Source organism: Fundicoccus sp. Sow4_F4 (genome assembly GCF_052116145.1).
Lineage (GTDB): Bacteria > Bacillota > Bacilli > Lactobacillales > Aerococcaceae > Fundicoccus.
The window spans coordinates 36153-55872 of record NZ_JBQKLQ010000011.1 but is presented as its reverse complement, the minus strand read 5'-3'; the positions used below and the strand labels follow the sequence as shown (position 1 = coordinate 55872).

Annotated in this window: 18 protein-coding genes; 12 read left to right on the top strand and 6 right to left on the bottom strand. The window is 43.9% G+C overall.

Annotation, left to right across the window (positions count from 1 at the left end):
* Positions 1–2437, top strand: a 2437-nt coding sequence (locus ACTQ5J_RS12865) for a carboxypeptidase regulatory-like domain-containing protein (protein ID WP_441753549.1), incomplete at its 5' end; no start/stop codon positions are given.
* 678 nt (positions 2438–3115) lie between these two features.
* Here the strand turns inward: ACTQ5J_RS12865 and ACTQ5J_RS12860 are convergent.
* Entirely contained in the window at positions 3116–3496 is a 381-nt protein-coding gene (locus ACTQ5J_RS12860; protein ID WP_441753547.1) for a RidA family protein, read from the bottom strand.
* Positions 3497–3707: 211 nt separating this feature from the next.
* Between ACTQ5J_RS12860 and ACTQ5J_RS12855 the strand changes: the two genes are divergently transcribed.
* From ACTQ5J_RS12855 to ACTQ5J_RS12815, 9 genes are all read left to right on the top strand, one after another.
* Positions 3708–4085, top strand: coding sequence for a GntR family transcriptional regulator (locus ACTQ5J_RS12855; RefSeq protein WP_441753546.1), 378 nt, complete (start codon positions 3708–3710; stop codon positions 4083–4085).
* Positions 4078–4779, top strand: coding sequence for an ABC transporter ATP-binding protein (locus ACTQ5J_RS12850; RefSeq protein ID WP_441753544.1), 702 nt, complete (start codon positions 4078–4080; stop codon positions 4777–4779). Before ACTQ5J_RS12855 ends, ACTQ5J_RS12850 begins: the two co-directional genes overlap by 8 nt.
* Positions 4763–5569, top strand: coding sequence for a hypothetical protein (locus ACTQ5J_RS12845; RefSeq protein ID WP_441753543.1), 807 nt, complete (start codon positions 4763–4765; stop codon positions 5567–5569). Before ACTQ5J_RS12850 ends, ACTQ5J_RS12845 begins: the two co-directional genes overlap by 17 nt.
* Positions 5566–6774, top strand: coding sequence for a hypothetical protein (locus ACTQ5J_RS12840; RefSeq protein ID WP_441753542.1), 1209 nt, complete (start codon positions 5566–5568; stop codon positions 6772–6774). The genes ACTQ5J_RS12845 and ACTQ5J_RS12840 overlap by 4 nt, the downstream gene beginning before the upstream one ends.
* A 735-nt stretch (positions 6775–7509) precedes the next feature.
* On the top strand, positions 7510–8157 hold the full coding sequence (locus ACTQ5J_RS12835) for an SGNH/GDSL hydrolase family protein (protein ID WP_441753540.1): 648 nt from the start codon (positions 7510–7512) through the stop codon (positions 8155–8157).
* A gap of 432 nt (positions 8158–8589) precedes the next feature.
* Positions 8590–10290 (top strand): arginine--tRNA ligase, encoded by a 1701-nt coding sequence (gene argS / locus ACTQ5J_RS12830; protein WP_441753538.1) that lies wholly within the window; start codon positions 8590–8592, stop codon positions 10288–10290.
* Positions 10291–10538: 248 nt separating this feature from the next.
* Positions 10539–11669 carry an ABC transporter permease gene (locus ACTQ5J_RS12825; protein WP_441753537.1) on the top strand — a complete coding sequence of 377 codons (1131 nt, stop codon included), beginning with the start codon at positions 10539–10541 and terminating at the stop codon, positions 11667–11669.
* The gene (locus tag ACTQ5J_RS12820; protein ID WP_441753535.1) at positions 11669–12343 is read left to right on the top strand and encodes an ABC transporter ATP-binding protein; all 675 of its coding nucleotides are present in this window, start codon (positions 11669–11671) and stop codon (positions 12341–12343) included. Before ACTQ5J_RS12825 ends, ACTQ5J_RS12820 begins: the two co-directional genes overlap by 1 nt.
* Positions 12344–12626: 283 nt before the next feature.
* Entirely contained in the window at positions 12627–12797 is a 171-nt protein-coding gene (locus tag ACTQ5J_RS12815; RefSeq protein WP_441753533.1) for a hypothetical protein, read from the top strand.
* Positions 12798–13012: 215 nt separating this feature from the next.
* On the opposite strand, the gene ACTQ5J_RS12810 is transcribed toward ACTQ5J_RS12815, so the two are convergent.
* A complete protein-coding gene (locus tag ACTQ5J_RS12810; RefSeq protein WP_441753532.1) occupies positions 13013–13144 on the bottom strand; it encodes a hypothetical protein in 132 nt (43 codons plus the stop codon).
* 110 nt (positions 13145–13254) lie between these two features.
* Between ACTQ5J_RS12810 and ACTQ5J_RS12805 the strand changes: the two genes are divergently transcribed.
* Complete coding sequence (locus tag ACTQ5J_RS12805; RefSeq protein ID WP_441753530.1) at positions 13255–14184, top strand: helix-turn-helix domain-containing protein; 930 nt, start codon at positions 13255–13257, stop codon at positions 14182–14184.
* A gap of 2031 nt (positions 14185–16215) precedes the next feature.
* Here ACTQ5J_RS12805 and ACTQ5J_RS12800 read toward each other — a convergent pair.
* Entirely contained in the window at positions 16216–17163 is a 948-nt protein-coding gene (locus ACTQ5J_RS12800) for a nuclease-related domain-containing protein (protein WP_441753528.1), read from the bottom strand.
* A gap of 130 nt (positions 17164–17293) precedes the next feature.
* Between ACTQ5J_RS12800 and ACTQ5J_RS12795 the strand changes: the two genes are divergently transcribed.
* Positions 17294–17674: an iron chaperone gene (locus ACTQ5J_RS12795; RefSeq protein WP_441753526.1), complete on the top strand. Its 381-nt coding sequence runs from the start codon at positions 17294–17296 to the stop codon at positions 17672–17674.
* Positions 17675–17722: 48 nt separating this feature from the next.
* Here ACTQ5J_RS12795 and ACTQ5J_RS12790 read toward each other — a convergent pair whose 3' ends face one another.
* The 3 genes from ACTQ5J_RS12790 to ACTQ5J_RS12780 form a co-directional block, all read right to left on the bottom strand.
* Entirely contained in the window at positions 17723–18631 is a 909-nt protein-coding gene (locus tag ACTQ5J_RS12790; RefSeq protein WP_441753525.1) for a glutathione S-transferase C-terminal domain-containing protein, read from the bottom strand.
* Between the two features lie 69 nt (positions 18632–18700).
* Entirely contained in the window at positions 18701–19027 is a 327-nt protein-coding gene (locus ACTQ5J_RS12785; RefSeq protein ID WP_441753523.1) for a branched-chain amino acid transporter permease, read from the bottom strand.
* A complete protein-coding gene (locus tag ACTQ5J_RS12780) occupies positions 19020–19715 on the bottom strand; it encodes an AzlC family ABC transporter permease (protein ID WP_441753522.1) in 696 nt (231 codons plus the stop codon). The genes ACTQ5J_RS12785 and ACTQ5J_RS12780 overlap by 8 nt, the downstream gene beginning before the upstream one ends.
* Between the last annotated feature and the right edge of the window lie 5 nt (positions 19716–19720).

Genomic DNA, 19720 nt, shown 5'->3' with positions numbered 1-19720 from the left:
TTCAATTAAAGTAGTCGACCAAAACGAGGCGGTTGTAGCCGGCGCGGTTATAACGATTGCTGAACAAGACTATACAACTAACGCAGAAGGTGTGGCGGCCATTAGTGAGTTACCAGTGGGCGAGTATGCATATACTCTTACGAGCTTACCTGAAGGTTATTCAGGCGAAGGTTCAGGCAACTTAACAGTGACAGCGGCTGAAACAGCAACTGCCACCATTAGTGTCACCAAAGCGCCAACTGTTGGGAATGCGACCTTTACAGTCCTCGACCAAAGCGAGAGTAAACTGGAAGGTGTCAAGATTACGATAAATGATACGGCGATTACGACAAATGCTGATGGTGTGGCACAAGCAACGGATTTACCAGCGGGGGACCATGCTTATAGTGTGACAGCTTTACCTGAAGGTTATTCTGGAGAGCTATCAGGGACAGTTAAAGTGGTGGCTGGAGAAACAATCAGCGAAACACTTTCTGTGACACGTGATCCGCGTTATGGCAATGTGACCTTTACGGTCAAAGATCAAGAAGGACAACCAGTCGTTGGAGCGGTCATTCGCTTAAACGAGAAGGACTTTACCACTAACGCTGAAGGACAAGCGATTATTCTTGAGCTTCAAGCGGGTAAAGAGTATGTTTACCAATTAACTTCTTTACCAGAAGGTTATACTGGTGAAGCCGAAGGTAGTCTGACAATTAGTCAAGACCAAACGGCTGAAGAAGCAATTGAAGTCAGTCGTACATTAGCCAAAGGTCAATTATCGGTTGTTGTGATGGATCAAACGGAGGCAGCCGTTGAAGGGGCAGTCATTCAGTTAGCTGAAGGGACTGAAGCAACAACGAATGAGCAAGGACAAGCTGTTTTCAATGAAGTGACACCGAAGACTTACCAAGTGTCGATCAAGCAATTACCAGAGCGTTATTCGCATGATTTGGCGCCACAAGAAGTGGTGATGACTGAAGGCGCAACCGAAAGCTTAGACTTGTCAGTCAATCGTCAAATCACGACACGTCAAATAAATCTTCGTGTCCTAGACCAAGAAGATCAACCTGTTGAAGGGGCGACAATTCTACTGAATGACCAAACCTTAACGACGAATGCGGAAGGTCGAGTGAGTTTAGCTGACTTGAACCCGGCGACTTATCCATATGACATTACAGGCTTACCAGAAGGCTACCAAGGCGCCCATCAAGGGGAAGTGACATTGACGGAAGCGGAAGATATCACGCAAGATATCCGTGTGGAACGTATCATTGAACCAGGGCAAGCGACTATTACGGTGGTCGATCAACAGGACCAAGCAGTTGAAGGGGCGACGGTTAAATTCGGTGGCTTATCACAAGCAACAGATAGCAACGGTCAAACAACTTTCGAAGGCTTGGAACCAGGCAATTACTACTATTCAGTAACGGAAGTCCCTGAGGCTTATAGCTTACTTGAAGATGCTGAAGAACAAAGAGCTGAGATTGCTGAAGCTGATACGTTCGAAGCAAGTCTTGTAGTTGACAAGAAACCAGAAGTTGGACGAATCGACTTAAAACTTGTCAATTCACAAAACGAACCAATCGAAAATGCCAAGGTCAAAATAGGCGAGATAGAGGTCACGACGAATGCAGTTGGGGTGGCGAGTTTCATTGATTTGGTACCTGGCGAATATAGTTTTGAAGTCACACAAGCGCCAGAAGGTTATTTATTAGAGACGACGGCTGCGCGTCTAACGGTTGCAGCCAATCAAACAGTCACGCAGACAGTCGTCTTACAAACGAAGCCTGAGGAAAGTTCAAGTGAATCGTCTGAATCGACGTCTGAATCTCAGGAATCTGAAGCGGATGAGTCTGAAGTAGCTGAGGCAACTCAGCGTTACGTGGATGATGCGACGGGCGTCGAAGTATTAGTCAACCCGGCTGATGCAGGTAAAGTGGTGAAATTACAGGTGACAAAAGTACCTCAACCACTCGATCCACTACCCGCTGCGTTACAGAATATGAATGCTGATGTTTATGAAGTGGTCTTGTTAGACCGCAACAATGCGCCAGTTCAGTTGACGAGAGTTGCCCAAGTTAAATTGCCAACTCAGCCAGTCACAAGTCAACTGAAAGTAGTCAGAATTTCAGGTGCGAATACATCGACCTTGACTTTCTCATTATTCAATCAGAAAGTGAACTTTAGTACGCAAGAGTTAGGTAGATTCGCAATTGTTTACGGAGAAAAAGCCGTTGAAAGTGAATCGTCTAGCGAAACAAGTAGTCAAATTTCAAGCGATACCACGAGTGAATCGGTATCGACTTCGATCTCTGTATCTAAAACGACAGATGTTGAAGCAAACCTACCTAACACAGGTGAAATTAGAAATGTCTGGTTAGTAGCACTAGCAGTTCTTCTAGGCTTGTTAGGAATTACGCTAGTTGTCCGCAAACGTGGGACAAATAAACAATAAGTCAATAAAATTTAGAAAATCAGCGAGTTCCCTTTTAAGGAGCTTGCTGATTTTTATTTGCTTTAATAAACTTTTTTGTTCATAAGAAGTGGTCACTGACGATTGAACACACAGTGCCCAATCAGCTAACATGAAACCGGTTAAAGCAGTCAGATACATTAAAGTAATCATAATAACGTGGAAGTTACGATTACTACGAGAGTTAATCGCAAACGGACAGACTGAAATAAGTAAGACACAATACTTCATGCGCATTAGCGTGACCACAGGCTTCAACGAGCGTTCACTATTCTAAAAATATGAATTTAAGTCATCTAGGTAAACATCGCACAATTTTTTTAAGCATAGCATGTGTCGTATGTATACTTTAAGGATAAGTCCTTTTGAAAGAACGCCAAAAACCCGGCTGCCTCTAAGAAGGGCCAAGAGGAATTTATATTTCTTTAGGTAGTTTAACCCCACGTAGAATTACCGCAACGTTGCGTTTGAAGGACTAACACCACGTCGCTATTTTACAGCCATTGCATGAAGTCACCAAGATAGTAAGCAACAACAAAAGTGCCGACCAATTGGCCGACACGAAGTTAGAAAAACTTATGGTTTAATTTTAATCGTCGTGGCCGCACTGACACTGACTTTGTCTTTGTTAGACGCGTCGCGCCAAATTTTAAATAAAGCCTACGAACGCTTAGCAATTATTTCTATTTCTACTTCCGCTTCAAGTGGCAGTTCTAAAACTGCGACACAGGTGCGGGCTGGGAAAGGCGCTGTGAAATAGGTTTCGTACACGTCATTCATTGCGGTGAAGTTTTTCATACTTGTTAGATAGACGTTGACCTTAACTACGTCGTCTGTTGTTAAGTCCGCCTGTTCCATCACATTTAATAGGTTCGCAAAACACTGATGGGTTTGGCCAGCAATGTCACCCGTTAAATCCGGCGCGTCACTGGCGTTTTTAGCTGTTTGTCCCGAAAAGAAGACATAATCTCCTGCATCTACCGCATGTGAATAAGGGCCCGACGAACTTGCATTGCTTGCTGTATAAATTTTTCTTACCATACTGTCATCTCCTCAATTAGTTTCTACGTTAAGTATAACTGATAGCGATTCATAAAGTCCTTATTCAAGTCAGGCCATCATTTATAAAAACTCGGTCAAAATAGCCAAATGATTTAAAGGCGTATTTTGCTTGTGGTGAAAGTGTGTTGTGTGTATAATACAGTTAGAGGGTGTATTAAGTGGTTGGTACACTTTAAAGAGGAGGTGCCCAATGGAATTCGATAAGCGAATACCAATTTATGAGCAGTTGAAGCATCTTGTGAAACAAGCGATTGTCAGTGGCGAGTATCAGCCCGGTGAGGTATTGCCGTCAAGGCGGGAGATGGCCCAGCGGTATAAGGTGAACCCGAATACTGTCCAGCGGGCCTTGAAGGAATTGGAAGAGGAGGCGTTAATTATGACAGGAAATAATGTACCAAGTCAGGTGACGGATGATTTAAAGACGATTGAAGGCTTGCGGCAGTCCATGATTGAAGCGGCTCTTTCGGTCTTTTTTAAGGAAATCGAGCCGTTGAAGGTTAAGCCAGAGCTGCTGGTGAATTATGTAGTGGAATACGCCAAAAACATGCGAGGTGAACAGGATGCTTGAGATCAAACAGTTAAGCAAGTTTTACGGGAAGAAAAAGGTGTTAGATGGGGTGAGCTTTACGGTTCAGCCGAATGAAATCACGTGTTTGATCGGCTTGAATGGAGCCGGTAAGACAACTTTAATGAATGCGATGATGCAATTGACGCCTTATCAAGAAGGCGAGGTGTTACTGAATGGACCGGCTGTCACGGTTCAGGATTTCAACCGAATTGCCTATGTGCCAGACAAGAATATTCTATTAAAGCAGATGACGATTCAAGAGGCTTTGGATTATCAGGCAACTTATTATCAGTCTTTTAATGAAAAGAAAGCCTCTCGCTTGGTCGAGTTCTTTAAGTTGAAACGAGATGATGTGATTGGCAGTTTGTCAAAAGGCAATATTGCCCGTGCGAACTTGTTGATGGCGATGTCTTTGGATAGTGATTATTTGTTGCTGGATGAACCTTTTTCAGGCATTGATGTCCTAACGCGTGACCGAATTGCGAGTATCTTTTCGACTGAGCTCTTGGAAAACAAAGGCGTTTTACTGGCGACACACGAGATTCAAGAGATTGAACATCTAGTCGATAAAGTGGTGATGTTGGATGAGGGGCGTGTGGTGCGTGAATTTTATCCAGAAGAAGTCCGGCTGAATGAGGGCTTGAGCATTGTGGATGTCATGAAGGAGGTGTACGGGCATGAAGAAATTTATTAATTTATTGAGTGATGAATTGAGACGGGCGCGCGTCTTTTACGGCATTGTAATCGGGTTAGTGGTGATCAGTCAGCTGGTGATTGCCTTCTTTACAATCTATCGATTCAATCAAGATACTCAACGCCATTCTATGGTGACCTTGGGTGAGTTGATCGATTTTAGTGGCTTTTATCAACTCTTACTGATAGCAGCGGTTGGCTTGCTAGCTATTTATTCGGCCTACACTTGGGCACGTGAATGGCTAGGCGGTAGTACTTTCATCATCCGCTTGTTGACCTTACCTGGTAACCGTTTTGTGATTGTGCTAGCCAAATGGGTCAGTCTGTTATTGATGGTCGGTGGCGTCTTTTTCACTCAATTATTGATGGTTTGGGCGATAAATTTTCTAGGCGCTAGCTTTATGAATCCCGGTACCTATGCGAGCATTCCTTGGTACTATAGTTACGCGCAAATGTTACCGATGACGCAAATCTTCATGCCAATGACCGTCGGCGGTAGCTTGCTGAGTTTTGGAGCAATCTCGTTGGGGGTTCTCATCGTATTCTCAGTGATGGTGACTCTTCTATTTAAGCAAGCAGAAAGTAAAGTGAAGGCTGTATTATTCGCAGTCGCGGTCGGCTTGGCCAATTTATTGCTGCTGATTGTTGGGGGACTTATTTTGATAAGTTTGAATTTAACCGTATTAGAAAGCTTTGTGGTTGTAGCAAATGTTATCGTACTAGGAACCTTGATGAACCTCTTTATATTACTTCATCAAATAACATTCAACCCTAAGGAGGCCCGAATATGAAAAAACATCTGATGGCGATTAGTTTAAGCTTAATGACCGTTTTTACTTGTCTAGTTTTATGGCTGACACCCAAGCTTGCTTTCGACGAAGTGATAGTGATGAATGAAATGGGAGATGCGTCGGTTTTAGATGGTAAGACGGTTTCGGGCAGTTTCTTTTATGATGACACTCAACAAAATAGGTCGCCAGCGAGCGTAGGCTTCGATTGGATTGATGGAGAAAGCAATTTTATGGGCGATCTGTCACAGGTGAATCTGTCACAGGCAATTCTGTTAAAAGGACAGACCAATGCAAAACAACTAGCCATCGAAGAGTTCCCTCTCTATAACCGTCCCAATTTAGATGGCGTGCGTTTATTACAAACGGCGGGGGACTTGCAGGTTTGGGTAGGGGTCCAAACCCGACATAAAGATAGGGAGCCCGAAAGTCATTTAAAATTAGTGGTGATTGATTCAGTGGCTAAAACGTTTGAGACCTTGAATTACGAGCTTCAAACGCAACCGTCTAATTTAGCAGAGATACTAAGTTTTGCTCAACCAAGTGAAAATGAACTTAACTTCCTATTGAAAGATGTGAATGATTATAATGGTGAAACTCTTGTCGAACTTCAAATTGCTTTGCCGGCATTAAGCGTAAGTGAAGCGAATGTTGATTTTAGCGGACAAAGCGACCAATATTTAGCGAGTCCTTATCTAGAAGATGAGCTTGTTGCGCCGAAGGATTATCTGTTTTACTTAACTGATAGTTATTCGCGTACCGCTAGTTATGGCGATTCTACTGCTCTTGTGGAAGGCGTTGTCTTAATGGATGCTCAAACGCATGACACACAAATTATCACTCAAGATGAACTGAAATTAAAAATTGACGGGATAACTTACGGTTTCGGACACATGATGATGCATGGCGAGGATTTATTTATGTATGCATCGAGTCAAAAGGGTAACTTCGGAGTTGATATGTCTGAGGCGCCGGTAGCACAAATCTTTAAATATGTGGCTAATGAATTTGAAAGTATCCATACTTATGATGCAAGGGATTTCAATTATTCACTTCGTCATGGCATATATTATCAATCTTATGCCATCGATGATAAAGTTGTTCGATTAAAAGCCTTTGACCCATCTGTGGGTGAAGTGGTTTACCAGGCTGATTTTCATCTTCAAACAGATCAAGACATTAGAATGAATCCATTGTACGTGAGATAGTGACATCAAGCCGCCTAGTCTGTATAGGCGGTTTTTTGCATTTGTAGAAATTTAAGGTATGTGGTTCGCTGAGGATTATTCCCCATCACCAACCCCAGCAAGCATTGAAAAGACAGGCGGTGTCACTCACTGCGTTCGTGACGATTTAAAAAGAGCCAGTGCTTTTATAAAATCGTCGTGGACCGAAGGGAACGACTCCGCTGTTTTTTTCTGCAAGATAAGATTCTGGCTTCATTGATTAAGTAGCCAACTAACTGGCTTAAGAAACTTAGTAGAAGACAAGCCTATGGCTATGGTAATTCATCTTTGAGTGATGGTTGCGTTCATTACATCACCAGGAGGTGATGTAGCAGTTTGCTCTATCACCTCCCGGTGATGTAGCGGTTTGCTCTATCACCTCCCGGTGATGTAGCAGTTTGTTATATCACCTCCCGGTGATGTAGCGGTTTGTTCTATCACTTCCCGGTGATGTAGCAGTTTGTTATATCACCTCCCGGTGATGTAGCGGTTTGTTATATCACCTCCGGGTAATGTAGCGGTTTGTTTTATCACCTCTGAGTGATGTAGCGGTTTGTTCTATCACCTCCGGGTGATGGTTGGCCCTCGTTATATCACCTCCAGTCTGATATTCAAGATAAGTGCTAATATTTTGGCTAAAGAGGACTAGCAGAAACTACTGATGGCTCAAAGATTTGTGGTAAAATCTACTTAATATATTCAAGGAGTGTGTCAGCGATGAAATTGGAACAAGGGCAGCGTATTTTATTTATTGGCGATAGCATTACCGATGCGGGGCGTGATTATTCTAATCATTATGATTTGGGGAATGGTTATGCCCATATGGCGGGGAGTTTGTTATTGGGACGCTATGCTGATTTGCAGTTGGAAGTGATGAACCGTGGGATTAATGGTCATAAGCTGCATGATTTGGCTGAGCGTTGGCAGAGGGATTGTCTGGCTTTGAAGCCGGATATCTTATCGGTGATGATTGGGATAAATGATATTTGGCATCATCGTAGTGCAGGCCAACCGATCGATGCTGCTTATCTGGCCAATTTTAAAAAGACCTACCGTCAATTGCTGAACCAGGCACGTCAAGAAAACCCGAAACTACAGATTGTATTATTGCAGCCTTTCTTATTGCCACTACCGCAAGACCATTTGGAGTGGGAACAAGAATTGATGCCGATGACGGCGAGTATTGAAGCTGTCGCAGCAGAGTTTGGGGCAGAGTATATTCCTTTACACGAGCATTTTAAGCAGTTGGTGAAAGTGTCGCCGGCTGAGCATTTTACGATTGAAGATGGGGTGCATCCGACACGTGTTGGCCATGGGGTGATTGCGTCTGAGTGGTTGGAACAAGTGGTGTCGGCTTTAGCATAGGGCTTATCTGGGATGTCAATTGGGTGGCGTAGAAGGGCGCAAGTGTGGTGAGACGTTTAGTGTTTTAGTGGCTTATTTTGTTAAGAATGTCTTTAGGATTGGATTGTTATGGACAGGTGTGGCTTTGTTTGATAAAATGAGTAACGGTTAAAATCAGACCTCTGAAAGAGAGTAGATGGTTGTGGAGTTTACAGCGAGTTGGGTTGTTGAGAGCCAGCATGATGCAGCGATTGAAGCGCACTTTTAGGTAATGACGAGGGAGTTTGGGTACCTGGTTCGGAGTCTTGCTCCGTTATCAATGTTGAGCGCCGGTTTTTGTGTCGGCGGAACTAGAGTGGTACCGCGTATGATCTAAACATTCAAACGCCTCTAGAGCGCCTGTTTTTGGGTTGTTCTAGGGGTTTTTTATATTTTATTCAAGGAGGAAATAGTATGAATACTAAGCAATTGTTTGTCGATGCTTTGGCGCCAGTTTTGGCGGAGCATTTGTCAGCGGATGAAATTTTAAATTTAATTGAGGTTCCTAAGGATACGAGTCATGGTGACTTGGCTTTTCCTGTGTTTCAGTTGGCGCGTGTGTTTCGTAAGGCGCCGGCGCAGATTGCGGCGGATTTAGTGACTGAGTTGGATCAGACTAATTTCGAGGCGATGGTTGCGGTTGGACCTTATATTAATGTCAGTTTAAAGCGTGAGTCTGTTGGGGCTGCGCTTGTTCAAGAGGTAATGGCTGCTGGTAGTGTGTATGGCGATGTAAATATTGGTGAAGGTCGTAATATGACAATCGATTTCTCTAGTCCAAATATTGCTAAGCCGATGTCGATGGGGCATTTGCGTTCGACGGTGATTGGGAATGCGATTGCGAATATTGCAGCGAAAGTGAACTATAAGCCGATTCGTATTAACCATTTAGGTGACTGGGGAACGCAATTTGGTAAGTTAATTGTTGCTTATAAAATGTGGGGCGATGATGCGGTCATTGCGGCGGATCCTGTGAAAGAATTAGTCAAGTTATATGTTGATTTCCACGAGGTTGCTGAAGAAAAGCCTGAGTTAGAAGAAGAAGCGCGCGCAGCGTTCAAACGTTTGGAAGATGGCGACGAGGAAATGATTCGTCTATGGACTTGGTTCAAGGATGAGTCTTTGGCTGAGTTTGATAAAGTTTATAAGATGTTAAATATTGGGTTTGATTCCTTTAATGGGGAAGCTTTCTACAATGATAAAATGCAACCGATTATTGATGAGTTGGAAGAAAAAGGGATTACCACTGTCAATGAAGGGGCAACAATTGTTGATTTAGAAGAGTTGAACTTACCACCAGCTTTAATTAAAAAATCTGATGGTGCGACTTTATATGTGACGCGTGATTTAGCAGCTGCTAACTACCGCAAGGAAAACTATGATTTCGCGAAAAACGTTTACGTGGTTGGAAATGAGCAGTCAGCTCACTTCAAGCAATTAAAAGCGGTATTGACTAAATTAGGTCGCGAGTGGGCGGATGATATTGTTCACGTGCCTTTCGGTTTGATTACCTTAGATGGTAAAAAATTATCGACACGTAAAGGTAAAATTGTTTTATTAGAGGAAGTCTTGAAAGAGGCGGTTGATTTAGCTCTAGAACAAATCACGGCTAAAAACCCTGACTTAGTTAATAAAGAAGAAGTCGCTCATCAAGTAGGTGTTGGCGCGGTTATATTCCACGACTTGAAGACAGAGCGTATGAATAGTTTTGATTTTAATTTAGCGGACATCGTTCAGTTCGAAGGAGAAACAGGTCCTTACGTCCAATATACGTATGCGCGTTCTAAATCAATCATCCGTAAATACGGCAAAGAGATTACCGGTGATTTAGCGAATCTAACTTTTGATTTAACTGATGATTACAGCTGGGAAATTGTTAAAAAATTAATCGATTACCCAAGAATTATTGAGAATGCAATCGAGCGTTTCGAGCCATCACAAGTGGCAAAATATGCTGTTTCTTTAGCGCAACTATTCAACAAATATTACGGAAATACACGTATTCTTGAAGAGAATGATCAACTTGATGCTCGTTTAGCTTTAGTTAAAGCCATGACGATTGTTTTGAAAGATGCCTTAAACTTATTAGGAATTGAAGCTCCGGAAGAAATGTAATTTAATAGTCTAGAGGGAGTTTGGAGGCTGTGACCGGTTGGTTGCGGTCTCTTTTTTTTGATTTAGTTTGAGCTTAAATAACACGAAACTGATTGGAGGATTTGTTGTCCAATTTGATAGGAACAGGCTATAGACCCTATTTTGTTCGGGAGGGCTATTTATTTATTGTCGCGGAAAATAATTAGTGACAGGTGTGTCACTTTGTTGTATACTAAAGCATACTTAAAAGTAAGAAATGAGGATGTCCTATGTTTTTAGCCCGTAAAGAGCTGTGGTTTTCCAAGAAACGCTTTCTGTTGATTGGGTTTATCATTGTGTTAATTTCTTGGTTAGTGTTTATGTTGTCTGGTTTAGGAAATGGTTTATCTGATTTAGGGACCGCTGCGATTCGTTACTCGCCAATGGATTTAGCAATTTTTGAAGAAGAAGCAGAGTTTACCTTGTCGAAGTCTACTTTGCCAGGTGCGATGGTCGATGAAGTGTCTCAGTTAGACGGCGTGACTGAAGCGGCTGGTTTAAATACAGCAATCGGTGCAGTCTTAAAAGGGACGTTGGCTGATGAAGAAGCAGCAAATAAGAAAACAAGTGTGATGTTTATTGGGATAGAGCCTGGAAGCTTTATAGAGCCGCGACTTGTGTCAGGCAAACCCTTGAATGCTGACGAAGAAAAGCAGGTAATAGTGGATCATTCCTTAGCATTAGAAGGTTTTGCGATTGGTGATACATTAACCTTGAATGGTAGTGAGACAGAATTTGAAATTGTGGGAATGATTGAAAATCAAAAATTGAATCACTTGCCAGCAATTTATTTGCCATTAGACACTTTGCGTGAGGTTAAATATGCTGTTCCTGGTTCTGATATGGGAATTGAAGAAGCGGTAAGTAGCATTTTTATTCAAGTGAATGGCCTCACGGCAGAGCAACTGACTGAGCAAATTGACGGGATTGAAGTAGGCGATAAGAAAGCAGCATTAAATGGCGTACCAGGTTATTCAGCTGAAAGTGGAACGATTAATTTGATGCTTTGGTTACTGGTCTTTATTTCGGCTTTTGTTGTGGCAGTCTTTTTCTATGTGTTAACGACTCAAAAGACACAACAATTTGGTGTGATGAAAGCAATTGGAGCAAGTAACGGTTTCGTGATTTTAACGGTCGTGTCGCAGGTTTTCTTGTTAACAAGTCTTTCGATTCTGTTGGGAATTGGTTTAACGTATTTAACTCAAATGATTTTACCTGAGGGCATGCCTTTTAACTTATTAACCGAGCATGTTGTGTTATACGGTTTAACATTATTAGGGACAAGCTTGTTAGGGTCACTCTTTTCAGTTAGCAGTATTATAAAAATCGATCCAATAACAGCATTAGGGAGGGCAGAATAATGGCAGAAATATCATTACAAAATGTCACCAAAGTTTATCAAGAGGGTGAATTCACAACGACGGCTTTAAAAGAGTTAAGTCTGAGTGTAGAAAAAGGAGAGTTCATTGCGATTATTGGTCCGTCCGGTTCAGGAAAAAGTACGTTCCTGTCTATTGCTGGCGCTTTATTGAAAGCAACAAGTGGTCAAGTAATTATTGATGGAGTAGATATTGCGTCGATTTCTGAGAAAGAATTGTCGAAAGTGCGCTTATCGAAAATTGGGTTTATATTACAAACATCAAATCTATTACCTTATTTACCGGTCATCGACCAATTATTAGTGGTTAAGAAAATGGCAGGGAAAGTAGTTACAGCAGATCGCGACTTTGCGCAAGAGTTGTTGAATGATATTGGCTTAGGTAATAAAATGAAAAAATATCCCCATCAATTATCAGGTGGTGAACGTCAAAGAACCGCTATTGCGCGTGCGTTTATGAACAATCCAAGTATTATTTTAGCGGATGAACCAACGGCGAATTTGGATACGAAACGTGCTCATGAAGTGGTTTCCCTGATTGCCAAAGAAGTTAAGGCGCGCCATAAAGCGGCCATAATGGTGACGCATGACGAGCGAATGTTATCTTATTGTGACCGTGTTTATCGCATGGAAGATGGTATATTAACTGAAGAGTAATTTTTGAAAAACTGTCCTTTAAGGGGCAGTTTTTTTGGTGAAAAAAGATGGGATCTGGCTAATTGAACCGGACTGGAATTGCTAATCAATTTCTTATGGCTCAATTTGACGGACTGCATCTAAAGATGGTTGAGTATTTGGTGAGCGATTGGATTGGAAGGTCATCTTGTATATGGCTTTTATAGTAATCATTGGAACGGCTTTGGCTTTCACTTTGGTTTTAGCTAGCATTAATTAAATTGAACCATCCTTAACAAACATACTAGCGGCGCTTGAGCCCCTTGTGGCAAACGTATTGACCGTTTTCTTATTGAAGCAACAATTGTCCTTGAGTCAAGTGATTGGGATTTTAACGGTCTTAGTGTCGGTTATTTTATTCGCCAATTATGGAGAAAAGATCAAGCAGCTGAGCGTCACGATGAATCTGATTGATTACATAAAACCAGTTATCTAATGCGAGAAGGCATGAAGAATTCTGGTGTTTTTTGCGTGAAAAAGAGAGCTACTCCAAAGGGAGGTTCACTATTCGTGGCAAGAAGGGGAAGTTTGGAGCGGTAGAGAGTTAGCTCGTTTATGTTTCGAACGATTTCTAGCGTGAGCGGTATGTGGCCTTATTTTGTGTGCTTAAAAAGAACCTGTCAGTTTAGTTGACAGGCGGTCGCTGTGTGATTAGTTGTCGTATTTGGTCTGGAAAATTAGGTTGGCGAATTGTTTTTTATAAGGGCGACAAGCTTGTTCGTCCAATAAGTGGGCGAGGTTTGTTAGTGTTAAGCTTTTGAGTGTACGGAGTAATTTAGTCATCTAGAACCTCCTTTGGTATGTTTTCTATAATGTAATAATAACGAAGTTATTAGGTTGATACTTTCAATAAAACGCCTTATACTATAATAAATGCGACAAGGGGTGATGTTTTGAAAGAAAAATTGACGATTCCTGTTAACCGAGAAGGCAAAGAGCTATTGACGCGTGGTACGGTGGGCTTTGCTTTAGAGTTGTATCAGCGAAATATTCGAGATTATATTGGTGAAGAAATCCCGCCTCATTGGCATGGGGAGTTGGAGGCCTTTGTGTTGGACGAGGGCAAGGTGAAGTTGACTTTGCTGGAGCGTGAGTATGAGTTAGCAGCTGGGGATGCATATTTCTTGAATGCCAATGTAATGCATGGGTTGGTATGTGTCGGCGACGGGGATTGTCGATATCGCTCAATGGTGTTTGATGCAGAAATTGTGGCAGGCGCTCCGGGGAGTGTATTTGATTTGGAATATGTTCAACCTTATTTGGCGGGTGGCGCGCCGGTGTGGGTCTTGGCTAGAAGTAACCGGGTTGGTGTTGGGATTGGTGTTGGCGAAGATGAGCGGAATATTGCACTAGCGTTTGAGGCGTTTGATCAAGCATTTATAGCAACTAGTGAGCGAGCGTTTGGCTATGAATTTGAGGTGCGTCATGCCTTGTCGCGCTTGTTGTTATCCGCTAGTAAAGGTGAATCTGGGAGTACTAGGCGGGTGGTGACGGTTCAAGAATTGCGTTTGAAGGAAATGCTGTCTTGGATCCATGAGCATTACAGCGAGGCTATTCAAGTGATTGACTTGGCGGCAGTGGCAGGAATCAGCGTGCGCGAGTGTCAGCGATATTTCGCAAAATTTCTGCAACAAACACCTTCACAATATTTGATGGATTTTCGTTTGAGAGCGGCGGCGGACTTGTTGGTGACTACTGATTGGACGATGACTGAAATTGGTTTGGCTTGTGGCTTTAAGTCCTCTAGTTACTTTGCGAAAATGTTTCGCGAGCGGACGGGAGTGTCACCGCGCGAGTATCGTAGGGGGAATGCGGGAGGCTAGGCGATGTTGGATGGTGAGCGAGCGTGTTGGAGGAATTGTGGGTGAAAGGTGTTTCTTTCATGCAGAAATACCTTTAAAAGCAAAAGGAGTGCCGGCTTATGGCCGGCACGATTCTATGTCAGTGCGCTTTTAATTTAATCGTCGTGAACCGAAGGGAACGACACCGCTGGTTTTTGATGGGGGATGTGCTTGGCTGCGTGGAGCATGGGGGTGGGGGCCTACTGTCGACCTTCGCCAAGGGTCAGCTTGCTTTTGGTCACCGAGTGCCATCCTTGTCTGAGAGTCGTCAGTGTCTTCGTGTTTACCTGCCGACCTTGTCAGAGGGTTGGCGGTATCTCCTTGCTCATCTGCCATCCTTCACCTAGAGTCGACCTGCTTTCGCTCACCGAGTGCCATCCTTATTTGAAGGTCGGCAGAGCCTCCTTGCTCACCAGTCATCCTTAGCCGAGAGTCGTCGGTATCTCCTTGCTCATCTGCCATCCTTCTTCCCGTTACCGAGTGCCATCCTTATCTGAGGGTTGGCAGAGTCTCCGTGTTTACCTGCCATCCTTCGCCTAGAGTCGACCTGCTTTCGCTCACCGAGTGCCATCCTTATTTGAAGGTCGGCAGAGTCTCCTTGCTCACCTGTCATCCTTCGCCGAGAGTCGACCTGCTTCCCGTTACCGAGTGCCATCCTTATCTGAGGGTTGGCAGAGTCTCCGTGTTTACCTGCCATCCTTCGCCAAGGGTCGGCAGAGTCTCCTTGCTTACCTGCCATCCTTCGCCGAGAGTCGTCGGTATCTCCTTGCTTACCTGCCATCCTTCGCCCAGAGTCGACCTGCTTCCCGTTACCGAGTGCCATCCTTATTTGAGGGGTGGCAGAGTCTCCGTGCTTACCTGTCATCCTTCGCCCAGAGTCGACCTGCTTCCCGTTACCGAGTGCCATCCTTATCTGAGGGTTGGCAGAGTCTCCGTGTTTACCTGCCATCCTTCGCCCAGAGTCGTCGGTATCTCCTTGCTTACCTGTCATCCTTCGCCAAGAGTCGACCTACTTTCGGTTACCGAGTGCCATCCTTATTTGAGGGTCAGCAGAGTCTCCTTGCTCACCTGCCATCCTTCGCCGAGAGTCGTCGGTATCTCCTTGCTTACCTGCCATCCTTCGCCCAGAGTCGACCTGCTTCCCGTTACCGAGTGCCATCCTTATCTGAGGGTTGGCAGAGTCTCCGTGTTTACCTGCCATCCTTCGCCAAGGGTTGGCAGTATCTCCTTGCTCATCTGCCATCCTTCGCCTAGAGTCGACCTGCTTTCGCTCACCGAGTGCCATCCTTATTTGAAGGACGGCAGAGTCTCCTTGCTCACCTGTCATCCTTCGCCGAGAGTCGTCGGTATCTCCTTGCTCATCTGTCATCCTTTGCCCAGAGTCGACCTGCTTCCCGTTACCGAGTGCCATCCTTATTTGAAGGTCGGCAGAGTCTCCTTGCTCATCTGCCATCCTTCTTCTAGAGTCGACCTGCTTTCGCTCACCAAGTGCCATCCTTATTTGAAGGTCGGCAGAGTCTCCTTGCTCATCTGCCATCCTTCGCCTAGAGTCGACCTGCTTTCGCTCACCGAGTGCCATCCTTATTTGAGGGTCGGCAGAGTCTCCTTGCTTACCTGCCATCCTTCGCCCAGAGTCGACCTGCTTTTGCTCACCGAGTGCCATCCTTCGCCCAGAGTCGACCTGCTTTTGCTCACCGAGTGCCATCCTTCGCCAAGAGTCGTCGGTATCTCCTTGCTCACCTGCCATCCTTCGCCAAGAGTCGTCGGTATCTCCTTGCTCACCTGCCATCCTTCGCCAAGAGTCGTCGGTATCTCCTTGCTCACCTGTCATCCTTCGCCCAGAGTCGTCGGTATCTCCTTGCTCATCTGCCATCCTTCGCCCAGAGTCGACCTGCTTCCCGTTACCGAGTGCCATCCTTATCTGAGGGTTGGCAGAGTCTCCGTGTTTACCTGCCATCCTTTGCTAAGACTCGCCAGGGTCACCCAAAAAATAAATAAATAAATATCGATAGTCTATCTAAATGGTTTATCATACTTATTTGGATTTCTATAATAAGGATTGACGTAGGCTGTAGTTGAGCCAAAAGCAGCTAGTTTAAATTGTTCTTTGAGTAGGCGAGAAATGTATCTGCGTCTCACCTGTCCACCTAAAAAATTGTAGATTTCTAATGAAGTGAAACTTTCACGGTGATGAAAGATATGGCAGTACTCATTGATAGCCTCTGAGACGGCAACACGCTTTGAAACAGTGTATTGTCTACAGCGACATGTGACAAGGTTGATACTCACCGTCATCCCCCGGCAGCTCCTACACTTCGGACACACGAAGCCAGCAGCCATCTTCTCCACTTGAACATCCTGAACCATAGGCAGATTATATTTGCTATCACTTTCCAAAGCCAAAAGCTTCGCACCCACGGCTTCAGGATGCAATCCATGTTGACGGCCGACATGCCGAGCTTTTGTATCGATTTCCGCCAGCAACTTCAAAACGTTATAACGCGACACGCACTCAACACTAACAGAATCATCAAAGTCCACGCTATAATCAGGATTCATGAATACCAAACGCCCCTCAACTGCCACATCAATCCCAGCCTCACGCAATAATTTCTTCAAACGGCCCAAAGATAGTTGGAAACTTCCAATCGGATCATTTTGTAGAGGTTTGCCATTGAAGTAGGCGACATGGTCACGGTAAATAAACTCCCCATAGTAGTTTTTGGCATTCAAAACGTAAATCTTCTCATACGTCACCAAAATCACATCGCACTCAACTTGCCTTGCTAGCCACAAATTACGGCGCCACCAAATATCCTCGAAACCTTGCTCCAGTAATAAGCGCACCAACTCGCTTTCACCTCGGTCCCCATTCAATAATAATTGGTAATCGAAGCGCCCATCCTTATCCAAAGCCTCACGCTGATCCATCAATTCATACCACATCATCCGATCTTGCATTGCTTCTACCTCCTTATTGTCTTCCTACATATAAATACGTATTAGAAGTCAAAATATGCTTTTATAAAGCTTAAATTTTTTATAAGTATTTGCCCTTAGTGGTATACTAAATAAAAAGGAGGCGAGCAACATGGTTCAATACGATGTGACGACGCCGCAGGCGTATTTGGCGGTTTTAGAAGACGATTGGCGCAAGGAGAAATTATTGCGTTTGCGTGAGATGATTCAAACAGCAGCACCGGAAGCAACAGAAGGCTTGGCCTATAAAATGTTGAGTTATGGCATGGGCGAAGAGCAGTTTATGGCCTTGAATGCCCAAAAGCATTACGTGAGTGTCTATGTGGGCGATATTGAAAAGGTACCAGACTCACAAACCTTATTACAAGGCTTCAATCTTGGAAAAGGGTGCGTCCGCGTGCGAAAAACGCAGAAGCTAGACGAGAGTGGTATCGAACAATTTATCCAAAACGCGGTCGCGATGTGGCGGGATGGTCAAGACATTAATTGCTAGCAAACTAAAAATCGACAAGCCCAAACACAGGCTTGTCGGTTTTTAGTATTAACTCCAAAAATGGTAAGTATCATCCGAGCGTTCATGTGGAGTTGACCAATGTGACATGTCGGGACCAGCAGGAACCACCAAACGCGTCAAACGTTCCTGCCCTATTTTGCCTAAGTAAGAGCCTTCTTTAAATGCGTCAAAGTCAGTGGTCTCTCGAAATGCAGGTATAGCATACAGATGGCGTAAGTAAGCCCACAGATGTGGAAAGTCGCTCAAGCTCTGTTTGTTGGCACCGAATACCGGCGCATAGAAAACTTCCAGACGAGCTAAAGGTGTGTATAACACAATATCTGTTTCTGTTAGTTGATCGCCGTGGAAATAACGACGACTTGCTAAACGCGTGTCAATCTCTTCTAAAGCAGTAAAGAAAGCATCGGAGGCTTCATCGTAAGACGCTTGATCCTGCGCAAAGCCAATCTTATTCACGCCAATCGTAAGGGCCGCCGAAAGCTTGTCATTCCATTCGTCAATTTCTTGATGTAAAGCCTCAGGATATAAATCAGGTGCTTTCGCAGTATGTAAAGGTTTGAAGGCGGTTGATAACTCTCGAACAATGTCCAACGATTCCTTACGTACCATTTGTTGGGTTTTTGTATCAACAAGCGCTGGTACTGAAAAGGGACCTTCGTAGCTAGGTGCAGTTGCTTGATATAAAGCCGGCACTGACGCCACGTTTAGAATAGGGTCCACGCCGCCAGAGTCTAAAGAAAATTGCCAACCTTGTCCATGATTGACAGGGTGAGCAGTGGCTAAAGAAATAATGTCCTCAAGCCCTAATAATTGGCGCGCAATAGCGGCTCTTTGTGCAAAGGGACAAGAGACTGCCCAGACTAAACGATAGCGATTCGCTTCGACTGGTAACTGGTCTGAAGCATCACCAAAAGACTTACTGAAATAGGTCGTCACAAAAACACTCCTTCTTTACGATTCATTAGTGGTAACTTGGCCGAATGGCTGATCACACGAAGACTGAAATTAAAAAACAACTTGAACTAAAAACATATAAACAAATGTGCCGGTTGCAATCGACAACAAACTATTGCGCTTGGTCACATGAATACCAATAATAACAAGTATAGCAAACAATTCAGGAAGACCGTGTGGAGCGCTGGTCAGGGAAACATCTTTCACTGCATATACCACCAGTAAAGCAATCGCCGCTCGGGGCAAGACTTTTCCTAAATAGGTAATGAGAGCAGGTGGCTCTTTAGTAGCAGGGAATAACCAGAAAGGCAAGAATCGTAAGGCGACGGTCGTCAAAGCGACTAAAGCGATTGTAAGTAACATCTGTTGATTAGTCATTCGATGGTTTCACCTCCTGATAATACTCTATACTGAATAGCACAAGAATCGCCAGCATGGCTGGAATCATAAAGTTGTTGCCACCGAAGATCATCAAACTCACCGCTGAACCGAATAGACCGATTAAGGCTGGACGATGATTGCTAGCGCTTAACCACTGGTCAATAAAGATTGTGACGAATAGGGCAGTTAAGACAAATTCAATTCCTTGAGTATTAAAGCTTAAATGACTGCCAATGAGGGCACCGATGACACAACCAATGACCCAATAAGACTGGTTCAATAGGGTTATTAGAAAGTAAACCCAACTTTCATCTTGATTATCTGGCAGTTCGAGAGAGGCTAAGAGGGAGAAGGTTTCATCCGTCAATCCAAACATTGTATAGAATTTTCGCGGACCGTCTTTCAGCTGATTAAAAGGGGATAACATAGTAATCCCATAGAAAATATGTCGCGCATGAACCATAATCGTCAATAGAATGGCACTAATCGGATTAAAGGCTGCTAATAATAAGTTGATGGCCGCAAATTGCATGGAGCCGCCATAAATAAATATCGCCATAATGACAGGATAATAGATCGGCAAGCCTTTACTTGTCGCAAGAATACCAAAGGAAATACCTAAGAATATATAGCCAGCCATAATTGGGATTGTTAAAGGAAATGCAAATTTAAGAGCATCTTTCATTCAAT